The 12169-nt window shown below is 65.0% G+C and carries 15 protein-coding genes, 1 tRNA gene and 1 riboswitch; of the genes, 11 read left to right on the forward strand and 5 right to left on the reverse strand.

Annotated elements, in window-relative coordinates; genetic code table 11:
- Window positions 1-248: 248 nt before the first annotated feature.
- From TRIHO_RS22965 to TRIHO_RS22975, 3 genes are all read left to right on the forward strand, one after another.
- Window positions 249-731 (forward strand): DUF2867 domain-containing protein, encoded by a 483-nt coding sequence (locus TRIHO_RS22965; RefSeq protein ID WP_068249155.1) that lies wholly within the window; start codon window positions 249-251, stop codon window positions 729-731.
- A 105-nt stretch (window positions 732-836) separates the two neighbouring features.
- Window positions 837-1598, forward strand: coding sequence for an imidazole glycerol phosphate synthase subunit HisF (hisF, locus tag TRIHO_RS22970; RefSeq protein ID WP_068249156.1), 762 nt, complete (start codon window positions 837-839; stop codon window positions 1596-1598).
- The gene (locus tag TRIHO_RS22975) at window positions 1595-1912 is read left to right on the forward strand and encodes a phosphoribosyl-ATP diphosphatase (RefSeq protein WP_068249157.1); all 318 of its coding nucleotides are present in this window, start codon (window positions 1595-1597) and stop codon (window positions 1910-1912) included. The genes hisF and TRIHO_RS22975 overlap by 4 nt, the downstream gene beginning before the upstream one ends.
- A gap of 120 nt (window positions 1913-2032) precedes the next feature.
- On the opposite strand, the gene TRIHO_RS22980 is transcribed toward TRIHO_RS22975, so the two are convergent.
- The 4 genes from TRIHO_RS22980 to rlmB all read right to left on the reverse strand — a co-directional run bounded on the left by TRIHO_RS22980 (window position 2033) and on the right by rlmB (window position 4623).
- Window positions 2033-2497, reverse strand: coding sequence for a CoA-binding protein (locus TRIHO_RS22980; protein WP_068249171.1), 465 nt, complete (start codon window positions 2495-2497; stop codon window positions 2033-2035).
- A gap of 330 nt (window positions 2498-2827) precedes the next feature.
- The gene (locus tag TRIHO_RS22985) at window positions 2828-3304 is read right to left on the reverse strand and encodes a YHS domain-containing (seleno)protein (protein ID WP_068249158.1); all 477 of its coding nucleotides are present in this window, start codon (window positions 3302-3304) and stop codon (window positions 2828-2830) included.
- Window positions 3305-3467: 163 nt separating this feature from the next.
- A complete protein-coding gene (locus TRIHO_RS22990) occupies window positions 3468-3884 on the reverse strand; it encodes a hypothetical protein (protein ID WP_232367870.1) in 417 nt (138 codons plus the stop codon).
- A complete protein-coding gene (rlmB, locus tag TRIHO_RS22995) occupies window positions 3835-4623 on the reverse strand; it encodes a 23S rRNA (guanosine(2251)-2'-O)-methyltransferase RlmB (RefSeq protein WP_068249161.1) in 789 nt (262 codons plus the stop codon). The genes TRIHO_RS22990 and rlmB overlap by 50 nt, the downstream gene beginning before the upstream one ends.
- A gap of 119 nt (window positions 4624-4742) precedes the next feature.
- Here rlmB and TRIHO_RS24010 point away from each other — a divergent pair.
- A tRNA-Tyr gene (locus tag TRIHO_RS24010) sits at window positions 4743-4826 on the forward strand.
- A gap of 243 nt (window positions 4827-5069) precedes the next feature.
- Here TRIHO_RS24010 and TRIHO_RS23000 read toward each other — a convergent pair.
- Window positions 5070-5588 carry a DUF2478 domain-containing protein gene (locus TRIHO_RS23000; RefSeq protein ID WP_068249162.1) on the reverse strand — a complete coding sequence of 173 codons (519 nt, stop codon included), beginning with the start codon at window positions 5586-5588 and terminating at the stop codon, window positions 5070-5072.
- 169 nt (window positions 5589-5757) lie between these two features.
- Window positions 5758-5879: riboswitch (TPP riboswitch) on the forward strand.
- Between the two features lie 118 nt (window positions 5880-5997).
- Between TRIHO_RS23000 and thiC the strand changes: the two genes are divergently transcribed.
- The 7 genes from thiC to thiD are packed head-to-tail and all read left to right on the forward strand — an operon-like array spanning window position 5998 to window position 12007.
- Complete coding sequence (gene thiC / locus TRIHO_RS23005) at window positions 5998-7824, forward strand: phosphomethylpyrimidine synthase ThiC (RefSeq protein ID WP_068249163.1); 1827 nt, start codon at window positions 5998-6000, stop codon at window positions 7822-7824.
- Entirely contained in the window at window positions 7821-8786 is a 966-nt protein-coding gene (locus tag TRIHO_RS23010) for an FAD-dependent oxidoreductase (RefSeq protein ID WP_068249164.1), read from the forward strand. The genes thiC and TRIHO_RS23010 overlap by 4 nt, the downstream gene beginning before the upstream one ends.
- A complete protein-coding gene (gene thiS / locus TRIHO_RS23015; RefSeq protein WP_068249165.1) occupies window positions 8755-8952 on the forward strand; it encodes a sulfur carrier protein ThiS in 198 nt (65 codons plus the stop codon). The genes TRIHO_RS23010 and thiS overlap by 32 nt, the downstream gene beginning before the upstream one ends.
- Window positions 8953-8956: 4 nt before the next feature.
- Window positions 8957-9724, forward strand: coding sequence for a thiazole synthase (locus TRIHO_RS23020; protein WP_068249168.1), 768 nt, complete (start codon window positions 8957-8959; stop codon window positions 9722-9724).
- Entirely contained in the window at window positions 9724-10317 is a 594-nt protein-coding gene (locus TRIHO_RS23025) for a thiamine phosphate synthase (RefSeq protein WP_068249169.1), read from the forward strand. Before TRIHO_RS23020 ends, TRIHO_RS23025 begins: the two co-directional genes overlap by 1 nt.
- A complete protein-coding gene (locus TRIHO_RS23030; RefSeq protein ID WP_332307245.1) occupies window positions 10305-11279 on the forward strand; it encodes a HesA/MoeB/ThiF family protein in 975 nt (324 codons plus the stop codon). Before TRIHO_RS23025 ends, TRIHO_RS23030 begins: the two co-directional genes overlap by 13 nt.
- Entirely contained in the window at window positions 11276-12007 is a 732-nt protein-coding gene (gene thiD / locus TRIHO_RS23035; RefSeq protein WP_068249170.1) for a bifunctional hydroxymethylpyrimidine kinase/phosphomethylpyrimidine kinase, read from the forward strand. Before TRIHO_RS23030 ends, thiD begins: the two co-directional genes overlap by 4 nt.
- Window positions 12008-12169 lie beyond the last annotated feature (162 nt).

The raw sequence follows: 12169 nt of genomic DNA on the forward strand, positions 1-12169 counted from the left end.
GTCCTGCGGACACGCGCCACGGCGCCCGACCCAACGGGACCGGCGTCTCACCAAGGGTGTGGGCCAAGGGCCGGGCGGGAGGCATTGCCGTCTTTGATCCCCGGATTGATCCTCGGCCCGCCTGCGGTGCGGCGCCCTCCGCCGCCCCTGCCAAATATTTGAGCCTTTGCCCGCCACCTCCCTGCGTCACCTGGTCGTCTGGTTGCGCTCGGCCCTGCATGCGACCCTATCTGCAAAGGAGAGCTGCCATGCCGCGAATCGAGACCCGCCCCCTGCCCCGCGCCTCTGCCTTATGGTCGCAGGTCCAAACTGGCGATTTCATCGACGGCTATGCCGTCCGCAGCGACCTGACCCCACGGGAGGCCGCGGACCTCGGCCTTAGCCTGCCGCGCTGGGCCCGCGCGCTGCTCGCCCTGCGCAACCGCATTGTCAGACCGTTTGGTCTCAAGACCGGGGAAACCGCAGCTGGAACCGGGGCCCTTTTTCCGAAAACCTTTGAGGACAGGACAGAGCTGATCCTGGGGACCGACGACCGTCATCTGGATTTCAGGATCTGCATCCGCCAGGAGCGCGGCCAGATCCATATGGCGACTTGGGTCCATCGGCACAATGTGATCGGATTTATCTATCTCGCCCTCGTGATGCCTTTTCACGTGGTGATCACCCGCAGCGCCATGCATCGGATCGCCCGGGCCAGCCCTTCCGATGGCGGCAGGATCGCAGCCGACTAGGCTCACCGATGCATCAGGCCTGCCTGCCAACCTCATCGGGCCAGAGCCGTGCAACATCGGTTTTCCCGTCTTCCCCCCTGTGCCGCTTCGCGCTACAAGCGCCCCATGTTGAAAACACGCCTTATTCCCTGTCTTGATGTCGCCGATGGCCGTGTGGTCAAGGGCGTGAACTTTGTCGGCCTGCGGGATGCAGGCGATCCGGTTGAGGCCGCGCGCGCCTATGATGCCGCCGGCGCGGACGAGATCTGCTTTCTCGACATCCATGCCACCCATGAAAACCGGGGCACTATGTTCGATATGGTACGCCGCACCGCCGAGCAGTGTTTCGTGCCACTGACCGTCGGTGGCGGCGTGCGCAGCAAGGAAGACGTGCGCGCCCTGCTGCTGTCTGGTGCCGACAAGGTATCGTTCAACTCCGCCGCTGTGGCGAACCCGGATGTGATCGCCGAAAGCGCCGATCAGTTTGGCAGCCAGTGCATCGTCTGCGCCATCGACGCCAAATCCGTCGCCCCCGGAAAATGGGAAATCTTCACCCATGGCGGACGCCGCGAAACCGGCATTGATGCCGTGGCGTTTGCCCGCCTCGTAACGGCCAAGGGCGCGGGAGAAATATTGCTGACCTCGATGGATCGGGACGGCACCAAATCCGGTTTCAACCTTGAAATGACCCGCGCCATTTCTGACGCGGTGGAGGTTCCGGTGATTGCCTCGGGCGGCGTTGGCACGCTGGACCACCTCGTCGAAGGCGTCACCAAGGGCGGCGCCAGCGCGGTGCTGGCCGCGTCGATCTTCCACTTTGGCGAATTCACCGTGCAGGAAGCCAAACAGCATATGATCGCAAATGGCATCCCGATGAGGCTTCAATGACCCTGCTGCATGACCTCGAACAGACCATCCTGACGCGCAAGGACAGCGATCCCGACAGCAGCTGGACCGCGAAACTGCTGTCCAAGGGGCCGGAAAAATGCGCCGAGAAATTCGGTGAAGAGGCCATCGAGGCCATCATCGAAGCGGTGAAAGACAACAAATCCGGTCTCGCCTCGGAAGGGGCCGATGTGCTCTATCACTTCCTGGTCATGCTGGCCGCGCGCGACGTGGCGCTGGACGATGTGCTGCAGGTTCTGGCCGCGCGACAGGGTCTGAGCGGTCTGGCCGAGAAAGCCGCCCGCCCCAAATCCTGAGCCCAAGACGACATGGCCCGCCTTGCCGCCGGCAAGGCGCCCGGCCCAACGGGCTCAGCGCATGTGGCATGCGCGCAAGTCGGGCGGGAGAGCCCCCCGCCGAAGCCCACAGCCGAAAACCTACAACTTGGAAGAGATGATCCCAGTGGCGAAACCGCCCTGGCGCAGCTCGCCAAACAGCCGTTGATATTCAATCTTGGGGCAGCGGTTCTGGATCACGGTCACGCCGCGCGCCTGCGCTTTGGCCGCCGCCGCACCATGTTCGACACCAATCTGCATCCAGATTGTCTGTAGCTCCGGAAAGGCCGTCAGCGCCTCATCCACAATCTCCGGAACCGCCTCGGAGCGGCGGAAGATATCCACCATATCCACCGGTTCTGAAATCTCGCTGAGGCATCCGCGGACGGTTTCGCCAAAAAGCTGTGTTCCCGCGTGACCCGGGTTGATCGGGATCACCCTGAAGCCCTTGAGCGACAGATATCGCGCCACATAATAGCTGGGCCGGACCGGGTTGGGCGACACGCCCACGACCGCGATCGTCTTGGTAGTGGTCAGAATCTGCTTGAGCAGCGCATCAGAATACATGTCGCCACCCTGCGCGCCCACGCGGATTGGTGCAAGGCCGATCCCCATCTTCTGCGCTCGCACATGGGACGGTCACACCTGCGGGCAAAGAAAAAGCGCCCGAAAAAACTTCGGGCGCCAGGTGTGGAACGAGGGACAGTGAAAAAGATCTGCGACAGTTCCAAAGCCGCAGACTTGATAAAGATGTGGCGTTGCCCGGCGGGAAATAAAGAGGAGATCGCGATTTTGTGATGTCAGACGGGATCTGGCGAATTGACTTTGATGCAAAATCCAGTCGCGCTTTTGTGAAGCGGTCTCGCCCCGCCCGCAAACCGTGCGCGTTTCGCGCGCTTATTCTTGCCGCAGGATCGACGGCCAGACCGCACGCGCCGACTGGATCATCTGCTCCGGGTCGGCCTGCCACAGGGTCTCGACCCTCGGATTGTGAAAGAGAAAGAGACGCCCGTCGACAATTTCCCAGCTCAATGGGTCCCCGTCGAACAGCAGCCCGCGTGCCATGCCATAGGCGCAATGCCCGCCAAAACGCGGCGCATAGGCGCGCGGGTTGGATTCGAATCGAGACTGGTTCTCGGCCGAGCGAAACAGCCAGATCGCGCCCTTCCACATGACCGCATGGTCCCGCTGCCCCCGCTCCGGCGCTTCCGCAATGAAAAAGGACACCGGGTCGTAGCCCCGGATCGCAACGCCGTCCTCGGCCGAGAAATAGCGCGGCCCGGCGGAGGCCTGCGGTGTCCCCCAGATCGCGCAGACCAGCAGCGCAAGCGCGGCATAGGCCACACAGGACACAGGCAACAGAGGGCGGTGCATCAACACGTCGGATCTCCGGCAAAAGACAATTGCTCAGACAATGCCCGCCCGCGCCCGATCAGAAAAGATCCCAAACGTGAATTTGAACGCCGCGTGAACGCCCCGGCGCCAAAGTGAAACCCGAGCGCAACAGCCCAGGCGGCGATCCTGCTGTCTGACGGCGTCAGTCGAAAATATCCTCGATCACATCGAAGACCTCACCAAAGACCGACTTCCAGGGCGATTTCTTGCTCTTCTTTTTCTTCTTTTTGCGCAGTTTGTCCGCCGCAAGATGCGCCGCCTGGCTTTTCCAATCGCCAGCGTAGGCTTTTTTTACCTTTGCTGGCTTGGACTTGGACGGCAGCTTCGCGCCCTTGTGGTCTGCGAGCGGACGCTGTTTCTGGGCCGAGAGCGGCGCGCCACAGGTGCTGCACACCAAGGCATGCACGACCGCATCCGGCACAAAGGCCGACTGCACGCCGCAATAACAGCAAGCGATCACCTTGCCTCCGGGAATACTCTTATGTGCGATGGTGCCCTCCTTGCCTCTGTCAGCCCCTGAGAGAGGCATATAGGGAGATCGCCGCCGCATTTGAAACATTCAGAGAGCCAAAACCGCCCGCTGCGTCAATTCTGACCAGTTTATCGACGGTTTCCTTGGTCTTTTGTCGCAGGCCCGGTCCTTCGGCGCCCAGCACCAGCGCGATGGGATCCGACGCGCGGCCAGCAACTGCCGCCTCGATGGTCTCCTCCGCCTCGCCGTCAAGCCCGAGCACCAGATAGCCCATCTGCTGCAGGGCCACGATGGTATCGGCAAGGTTGCGCATCCGCAGATAGGGCTGACGTTCCAGCGCGCCGCTGGCGGTTTTGGCCAGCGCCCCGGTTTCAGGGGCGGAGTGATGGCGGGTGCCGATGACGGCAGAGGCGCCGAACACCTCGGCAGAGCGCAGGATCGCGCCGACGTTATGCGGATCCGTCACCCGGTCGAGCAGCAGAACGCGCGGCACCTCGGCGCCGATGCAATTGTCCTCCAGATTGCCCCAGTTCAGCGGCTTGACCTCCAGCGCGGCCCCCTGGTGCACCGACCCGGCATCAATCGGCACAGAGAAGCTGCGCGGCTCCACCACCTCGGCAGAGATCCCGGAGCTGGCAATCGCCTCTTCCAGTTTGATCTGGGCGTTCAGCGTCACCACCAGCCGCAGTTTTTCCCGTTTCGGGTTCAGGAGCGCATCCCGCACCGCGTGCAGGCCAAACAGCCAGACCGTCTCGGCCGAGGCGGCTTTCTTGGCCTTTTCCTTGTCCACCACCCAGGCGGGTTTCTTGCTGGGTTTCTTGTTCATGACATGCTCCGGAAAACAAATTGCGAGGCGGCGGAAAAAAGTTGCGCTTTTCCGGTTGACGCCCGTTTGGTGCGCTAGTAATCACGCCTCCACGTCAGGTGCAACATGCTTCTGACTGTGGGCGACAGGCCGCAAGGTGTGGCAGGGGACTGTAACTCCCTCGCGGAGACGCACGCCTGGTTCGATTCCAGGGTCGCCCACCATCTCCACTCCTAAAGTGTTGAGATGGTTTTGAAAATACCAACTCCCATGCCTGCAGAACAGACCGCTAGTTAGCTGTTTCGCCTCATCTTCAGGGGGCTGAAGCGCGGGTTTGGACGGACCAGCACCGCCGGTATCAGCACAAAATTACGGCCACCTGTCCTTCGGTTTTCACGGGCCTGTCACGCCGCAGCACAACCGGGGCAGCGCAGCACAGTCCGGGCAACAAAGTGACAGGCGGACGCTCAGGCGGGTTCTGAAATCGCCGCCTTCACCCAATCCATCAGCGCGTCGAGATCGGGCTGCGCCTCCTGCGCCAGCCCTTCGGCAAAGCCGTCAAAGGCCCCGACATTCATTCGGTTCACCCCGGTGATGACCGGAATGCCCATGGCCAGCGCCTCGCCGATGATCGGCCGCATGCCCCGTCCGTCGGCTTCGTGTTTGCCGAATTTATTGACGATCAGCACCTGCGGCGCGGGCTCCGCCGCCAAGGCGGCGTTGACCAGTCCGACCGCCCGCTCCAGCGCTTCCGGGTTCAGACGACAGCCGCGCGCCCCTTCGCCAAGCGACTGCGAAATCCGGATGGTTTCGCCCTCTGGCAGCACCCGCACATCCATATCGCACAGCTTGTTGTCGTAGCATTCGGTATTGGTCTGCACGATGCCGGCCGCACGGATGCCCGCACCTGCGAGGCGCGCCGCCAATGCGGTCAAAAGGCGGTCGGTGGCACCACGTTCGGCGGTCATGACATAGGCAAGCTGCATGGCGCGTTTCCTTCTGCGAGACAGGGTTGCATGCGAGACTAGCGGGAAATCTGCGGCCCCGCCAGAGGGAGCACGCGGCCCGATGCGCCCCCCGTCGGCCCACTGGCGCCCAGATCACGGCCGCCCGAAAGTTAGGGATTGACGCGCCATGCCCCGGGGCACTACCCCTAGGCACACGCAGGGGAGTCCCGCCCAAGGGGACTGAGAGGCTGACAGGGAGAAATCCCGGTGACGCGACCCTTAGAACCTGACCCAGTTGATACTGGCGTAGGAAGCTAGGACATTCGCGCCGCCCCTGTACAGGCTGGGACCGAGTGGTCCGAACCGGCAGGATCGGTACACCCTGCCCGTTTTCCTCCAGCCCGGCTCAATTGGTGTCTTTTTGAGAATGGACTCGAGGAGCACCAAGATGAACGTCCCCAACCCAAAGATCACGACAGGCGCCTTGCCTGCCTCGCGCAAGATCTACGTGGCAGGCGAGATGCACCCGGACATCCGCGTCCCGATGCGGGAAATCGCCACGCACCCCACCGCGGGCGAAGCGCCGCTGCCGGTCTATGACAGCTCCGGCCCCTATACCGACCCCGACATTCTGACCGATATCCGCGACGGCCTGGCGCCGCTGCGCGCCGACTGGATCCGCGCCCGTGGCGACGTTGAGGAATACCAGGGCCGCGATGTCCGCCCCGAGGACAACGGATTCGTCGAAGGCGACCGGCTGGTGGCGGAATTCCCGGTGAAACCCGCCCCCCTGCGCGCCAAGGGCGATGCGGCCCCGACGCAGCTGGCCTATGCCCGCGCCGGCATCATCACGCCGGAAATGGAATATATCGCCATCCGCGAAAACCAGCTGCAGGCGCTGTCGCCCTGCCATAGCGCCCGGGACGGCGAGGATTTCGGGGCCAATATCCCTGACTATGTGACACCGGAGTTTGTACGCGCCGAGATCGCCGCCGGCCGCGCCATCATTCCCGCCAACATCAACCACCCCGAATTGGAACCGATGATCATCGGCCGCAATTTCAAGGTGAAGATCAATGCCAATATGGGCACCTCCGCCGTGACCTCGTCGATGGAGGAAGAGGTCGACAAGCTGGTCTGGGCGATCCGCTGGGGCGCCGATACGGTGATGGACCTGTCGACGGGCCGCAACATCCACAACACCCGCGAATGGATCGTGCGCAACTCGCCGGTGCCGATCGGCACCGTGCCGATCTATCAGGCGCTGGAAAAGGTCAATGGCATCGCCGAGGATCTGACCTGGGAGGTGTTCCGCGACACGCTGATCGAACAGGCAGAACAGGGCGTCGATTACTTCACCATCCATGCCGGCGTGCGGCTGCATATGGTGCCGATGACCGTGAACCGGGTGACGGGGATCGTGTCGCGCGGGGGCTCCATCATGGCGAAATGGTGCCTGCATCACCACAAGGAGAGCTTTCTCTACGAGCATTTCGAGGAGATCTGCGACATCTGCCGCCGCTATGACGTGTCGTTCTCTCTTGGCGATGGCTTGCGGCCCGGCTCGATTGCCGATGCCAATGACGAGGCGCAGTTTGCCGAGCTGGAGACCCTGGGCGAGCTGACAAAAATCGCCTGGGCCAAGGACTGTCAGGTGATGATCGAGGGGCCGGGCCATGTGGCCATGCACAAGATCAAGGAGAACATGGACAAGCAGCTGGAATGCTGCCACGAGGCGCCGTTCTACACGCTGGGGCCACTCACCACGGATATCGCGCCGGGGTACGATCATATCACCTCTGGCATCGGGGCGGCGATGATCGGCTGGTTCGGCTGCGCGATGCTGTGTTACGTCACGCCGAAGGAACATCTGGGCCTGCCGGACCGCGATGACGTGAAAACCGGTGTGATCACCTATAAGATCGCCGCCCATGCCGCCGATCTGGCCAAGGGGCTGCCGGGGGCGCAGCGGCGCGATGATGCGCTGTCCCGGGCGCGGTTTGAATTCCGTTGGGAGGACCAGTTCAACCTCTCGCTGGACCCGGAGACCGCGCAGAAGTTCCACGACGAAACGCTGCCAAAGCAGGCCCATAAAGTGGCCCATTTCTGCTCCATGTGCGGGCCGAAGTTCTGCTCCATGCGGATCAGCCACGACATCCGCGCCGAGGCCCAGAAAGAGGGGTTCGACGCCATGTCGGCCAAGTTCCGCGAGGGCGGCGAACTCTATGTGCCGCTGGATAAGGCGGCGGGCCAGAAGACAGAGGAAGAGGCGTGATCACCATCGCGGGCGCAGGTCTGGCAGGCCTCGCCTGCGCCTATGCCCTGGCACGCCGCGGCGGTGCGGTGCGGGTGTTCGAACGTGCGGACACCCTTGGGGCAGCCAGCGCATCCCGCTATGCGGGCGGCATGCTGGCGCCCTGGTGCGAACGCGAAAGCGCCGAGGACACGGTTGTCAGCCTCGGCAGCCGCGCCTTTGACTGGTGGGCCCGGATCACACCGGTGCACCGGCGCGGCACGCTGGTGGTGGCGCCCCGGCGCGACCGCACCGAAGTGGCCCGTTTTGCCCGCCGGACCAGCGCCTACCGCGAGGTCAGCGGCGCAGAGATCGGCGCGCTGGAACCCGCCCTGACCGGACGGTTCGACCGGGGGCTGTTCTTCCCGGAGGAGGCGCATCTGGACCCCAGGCAGGCGTTAGCAGACCTTGCCACATCGGTCACACAGCACGGCGGTGAGATCCACCTGGCCACGCCCGCGCCGCCGCGCGTCGATCTGGACTGTACCGGCATCGCCGCAGCCCTGCCCGACCTGCGGGCGGTGCGCGGTGAAATGGCCATTCTGCACTGTCCCGAGGTCGAAATCAGCCGCACCCTGCGCCTGCTGCATCCGCGCACGCCGATCTATCTGGTGCCGCGCGGCGGCGGCACCTACACGCTGGGCGCCACGATGATCGAAAGCGATCACGCCGGCCCCCCGACCCTGCGGGCGCTGATGGAGCTGCTGGGGGCGGCCTATGCCCTGTCGCCCGCCTTTGCCGAGGCCGAAGTGGTCGAAACCGGCGCGGGCCTGCGCCCGGCCTTTGCAAACAACCTGCCCCGACTGGACTGGCGTGATGGCACGCTTTTTCTCAATGGGCTTTACCGACATGGGTTCCTGCTGGCCCCGGCCATGGCCGAAGCCGCGGCGGACCAACTGATGGAGATGCGTGATGAAAATCCTCGTGAATTCCGAACCGCGTGAGATCACCGGCCCCTCGCTGGCGGCAGCCCTGATGGAACTGGGCTACACAAGCCCGGCCATTGCCACCGCGCTGAACGGGCAATTCGTCGCCCGGGACGCCCGCGCGGCCCAGCCGCTGGCACCGGGGGACCGGGTTGAGGTACTGGCCCCGATGCAGGGGGGATAACGCGATGGAAATCTATGGCGAAACCCTCAGTTCGCGGCTGTTTCTCGGCACCGCGCAATACCCCTCGCCCGCGATCCTGCAAGAGGCGATCGCAGCCAGCGGCGCGGCGCTGGTCACTGTCTCGATGCGGCGGGAGGGCATCCATGGCTCCGGCGCGGGGTTCTGGAACTTGTTGCGCGACACCGGCGTGCGCATCCTGCCCAACACGGCCGGCTGCCATTCGGCGCGCGAGGCGGTGACCACCGCCCATATGGCGCGCGAGGTCTTTGGCACCCCCTGGATCAAGCTTGAGGTCATCGGCCATGCGGACACCCTGCAGCCGGATGTCTTTGGCCTGGTGGAGGCCGCGAAGATCCTCAGCGACGACGGATTCAAGGTGTTCCCCTACACGACCGACGATCTGGTGGTGGGCGAACGGTTGCAGGCGGCCGGCTGCGAGGTGCTGATGCCCTGGGGGGCGCCCATCGGATCAGGGCGCGGCCTGGCAAACCCGGAGGGGCTGCGCGCGATGCGGGCGCATTTCCCCGAGCTGCCGCTGGTGGTCGATGCCGGCATCGGCCGGCCATCGGATGCGGCCGCCGCGATGGAGCTGGGCCTGGACGCGGTGCTGCTGAACACCGCCGTGGCCAAGGCCGGCGATCCTGTCGGCATGGCCCGTGCGATGGCACTGGCGGTGGAGGCCGGTCACCTCGGCCACCGCGCCGACCCTATGGAACGCCGCGATATGGCGGTGCCCTCAACGCCCGTATTGGGCCTGGCGGAGTTGACGTAATGGAACGGTTTTATCTGATTGTCGGCCATGTGGGCCGGGTCGAACTGCTGGTGCCGCAAGGCGCGCGGCTGGTGCAATTGCGGATCAAGGACCAGCCCGACGCCGAGGTGCGCCGCCAGATCGCCCGCGCCCGGGATTTCTGCGCTGTCTATGGCGCGCAGCTGGTGGTGAACGACTATTGGCAGGCGGCCCTCGATCTGAAATGCGACTTTGTGCATCTGGGTCAGGAGGATATGGACAGAGCCGATTTCGATGCCCTGCGCCGGGCCGGGGTACGGTATGGCCTATCCACCCATGACGAGGCAGAACTGGACCGCGCCCTGGCGCTTGATCCGGCCTATGTCGCCCTTGGTCCGGTCTATCCGACGCTGCTGAAAAAGATGGCGTGGGAGCCGCAGGGGCTGGACCGGGTGCGCCGCTGGAAAGAACGCGCAGGCGCTGTGCCGCTGGTCGCCATCGGCGGTCTGACCATCGAACGCCTGCCCGGGGTCTTTGCCGCCGGGGCCGACAGTGCCGCCGTGGTCACCGACATCCAGACTGCCGAGGACCCCGAGGCCCGGACCCGCGCCTGGGTGACAGCATGCAAGACCTGAGCGCCTTTGCCCGGCAGATCGCCCTGCCGGAGGTGGGCGACGCGGGCCAGCGCCGGCTGGCACAGGCCCATGTGCTGGTTGTCGGCGCGGGCGGGCTTGGGTGTCCGGTGCTGATGTATCTGGCGACGGCGGGGATCGGAACGCTCACAGTGATGGATCCGGACCGGGTGGAGGCCACGAACCTGCACCGCCAGCCGCTCTATAGTCCGTGCGAGGTGGGCGCGCTCAAGGTCGAGGCCGCCGCAAGCGCGCTCCGTCGGTTGGCGCCGGCTCTCCGCCTTCATGCCCTGCCCGCCGCGCTTGGCGCGTCGAATGTGGCACAGAGGATTGCCGACGTGGATCTCGTGGTGGATGCGGCGGACAGCTTTGCCGTCTCCTACATCCTGTCGGATGCCTGCTTTCAGGCAGGCAAGGTGCTGATCTCGGCCTCGGTGCTGGGCACCGCCGGCTATGTCGGCGGCTATTGCGGCGGCGCACCCTCGCTGCGGGCGGTGTTTCCCGACCTGCCCGAGCGCGCCGCGACCTGTGCCAGCGCCGGGGTCATGGGGCCAGTTGTCGGCATGATCGGTGCGGCCCAGGCGCAGCTCGTGCTGCAACAGATCCTCGCCACCACCGCCCCGGCCGCGGGTCAGCTTTTGTCGTTTGACATGGGGCAGCTGAAGACCGCCGGATTTCGCTTTGACGGGACGCCGGAACCCGCGGATGCGTTGCCTTTTGTCTCCGTCAGCCATCCCGCGCAGGATCAACTTGTGGTCGATCTGCGCCCGGAGCGCGAAGCGCCGGAGACGGTCGTGCAAGGTGCGCAACGCATTCTGCCCGAGGAAATCGCAACGGCAGAGCTGCCGCGCGGCCGCCCGCTGATCCTGGCCTGCGCCAGCGGTTTACGGGCCTGGCAGGCCGCGCGTGTGCTGCAGACGCGCGGCTATGTCGATCTGTCTCTGCATGCGGTCACCGCGCCATGACATCGATCATTGCCATTGGCGGCACCGACCCAAGCGGCGGCGCCGGGCTGACACGCGACGCGGCAATGGCCCAAAGCCTCGGATGCCGCGTAAAACCGGTGGTCACGGCGGTAACCGTGCAGACCGATACCGAGGTCCGCGCCCTGCATCCCGTCTCCGCCAGCGTGCTGCTGGCTCAGTTGGACGCCGCCCTGGCAGCACCGCGCCCGGCTGCGATCAAAGTTGGCATGGTGGCGACCGAGGCGCAATTCGCGGCCCTGGCGGGCAGTTTGCCCGAAGATCTCCCGGTGGTGCTTGATCCGGTGCTGCGGGCCAGTTCAGGCGGCGCGCTCAGCGCGGAGGGCGCCCTGCACAGGATGCTGACCAAGGCGACCCTGCTGACCCCGAACCTGCCGGAGTGCGCCCGCCTGACCGCACGCGCCGAGGCGACCACCGAGGCCGAAATCGGCGTGCAGGCGAGCATTCTGCTGGATCGGGGCACCAGGGCCGTCTTGATCAAGGGCGGCCACGGACAGGGGGCGCAGAGCACCGACCTGCTCTTTCTGACGGGCCAGCCTGCCCCCCTCAGGTTCACAGCCCCGCGCCTGAATGTCACTGTCCGCGGAACCGGCTGCAGCCTCGCCACCGCGATCGCCTGCGAATTGGCCAGGGGCGCGGATCTGGCGCCATCCTGCGCACGCGCCAAGGTCACCGTCACCACCTGGTTGCAGAGTTTTGCATCCGCCTGAATCGGCGCCTTGGGTGTTCCGCCGGGTCGATCCAGGCCGTTTCTCGTCAAACGGGCCACAAATCCGACCGGCGCACTGGCCCCCAAAACGGTTGACTGGAAGGGGTTTCGCTTCGGCCTTTGCCCGAAGCGACCGGCGCCGCAGGCGCGCCCGTCCCGGGCG

Source organism: Tritonibacter horizontis (assembly GCF_001518015.1).
Lineage (GTDB): Bacteria > Pseudomonadota > Alphaproteobacteria > Rhodobacterales > Rhodobacteraceae > Epibacterium > Epibacterium horizontis.

What these genes read in the sequence shown, in the direction of transcription:
- thiS (WP_068249165.1), top strand. Translation starts at nt 8,755, where the DNA reads ATGAAAATCCTCGTGAATTCCGAACCGCGTGAGATCACCGGCCCCTCG.
- TRIHO_RS23025 (WP_068249169.1), top strand. Translation starts at nt 9,724, where the DNA reads ATGGAACGGTTTTATCTGATTGTCGGCCATGTGGGCCGGGTCGAACTG.
- rlmB (WP_068249161.1), bottom strand. Translation starts at nt 4,623, where the DNA reads ATGAACAAGAAACCCAGCAAGAAACCCGCCTGGGTGGTGGACAAGGAA.
- TRIHO_RS23030 (WP_332307245.1), top strand. Translation starts at nt 10,305, where the DNA reads ATGCAAGACCTGAGCGCCTTTGCCCGGCAGATCGCCCTGCCGGAGGTG.
- hisF (WP_068249156.1), top strand. Translation starts at nt 837, where the DNA reads ATGTTGAAAACACGCCTTATTCCCTGTCTTGATGTCGCCGATGGCCGT.
- TRIHO_RS22975 (WP_068249157.1), top strand. Translation starts at nt 1,595, where the DNA reads ATGACCCTGCTGCATGACCTCGAACAGACCATCCTGACGCGCAAGGAC.
- TRIHO_RS22985 (WP_068249158.1), bottom strand. Translation starts at nt 3,304, where the DNA reads ATGCACCGCCCTCTGTTGCCTGTGTCCTGTGTGGCCTATGCCGCGCTT.
- thiC (WP_068249163.1), top strand. Translation starts at nt 5,998, where the DNA reads ATGAACGTCCCCAACCCAAAGATCACGACAGGCGCCTTGCCTGCCTCG.
- TRIHO_RS22965 (WP_068249155.1), top strand. Translation starts at nt 249, where the DNA reads ATGCCGCGAATCGAGACCCGCCCCCTGCCCCGCGCCTCTGCCTTATGG.
- TRIHO_RS23000 (WP_068249162.1), bottom strand. Translation starts at nt 5,588, where the DNA reads ATGCAGCTTGCCTATGTCATGACCGCCGAACGTGGTGCCACCGACCGC.
- TRIHO_RS22980 (WP_068249171.1), bottom strand. Translation starts at nt 2,497, where the DNA reads ATGTATTCTGATGCGCTGCTCAAGCAGATTCTGACCACTACCAAGACG.
- TRIHO_RS23020 (WP_068249168.1), top strand. Translation starts at nt 8,957, where the DNA reads ATGGAAATCTATGGCGAAACCCTCAGTTCGCGGCTGTTTCTCGGCACC.
- thiD (WP_068249170.1), top strand. Translation starts at nt 11,276, where the DNA reads ATGACATCGATCATTGCCATTGGCGGCACCGACCCAAGCGGCGGCGCC.
- TRIHO_RS22990 (WP_232367870.1), bottom strand. Translation starts at nt 3,884, where the DNA reads ATGTTTCAAATGCGGCGGCGATCTCCCTATATGCCTCTCTCAGGGGCT.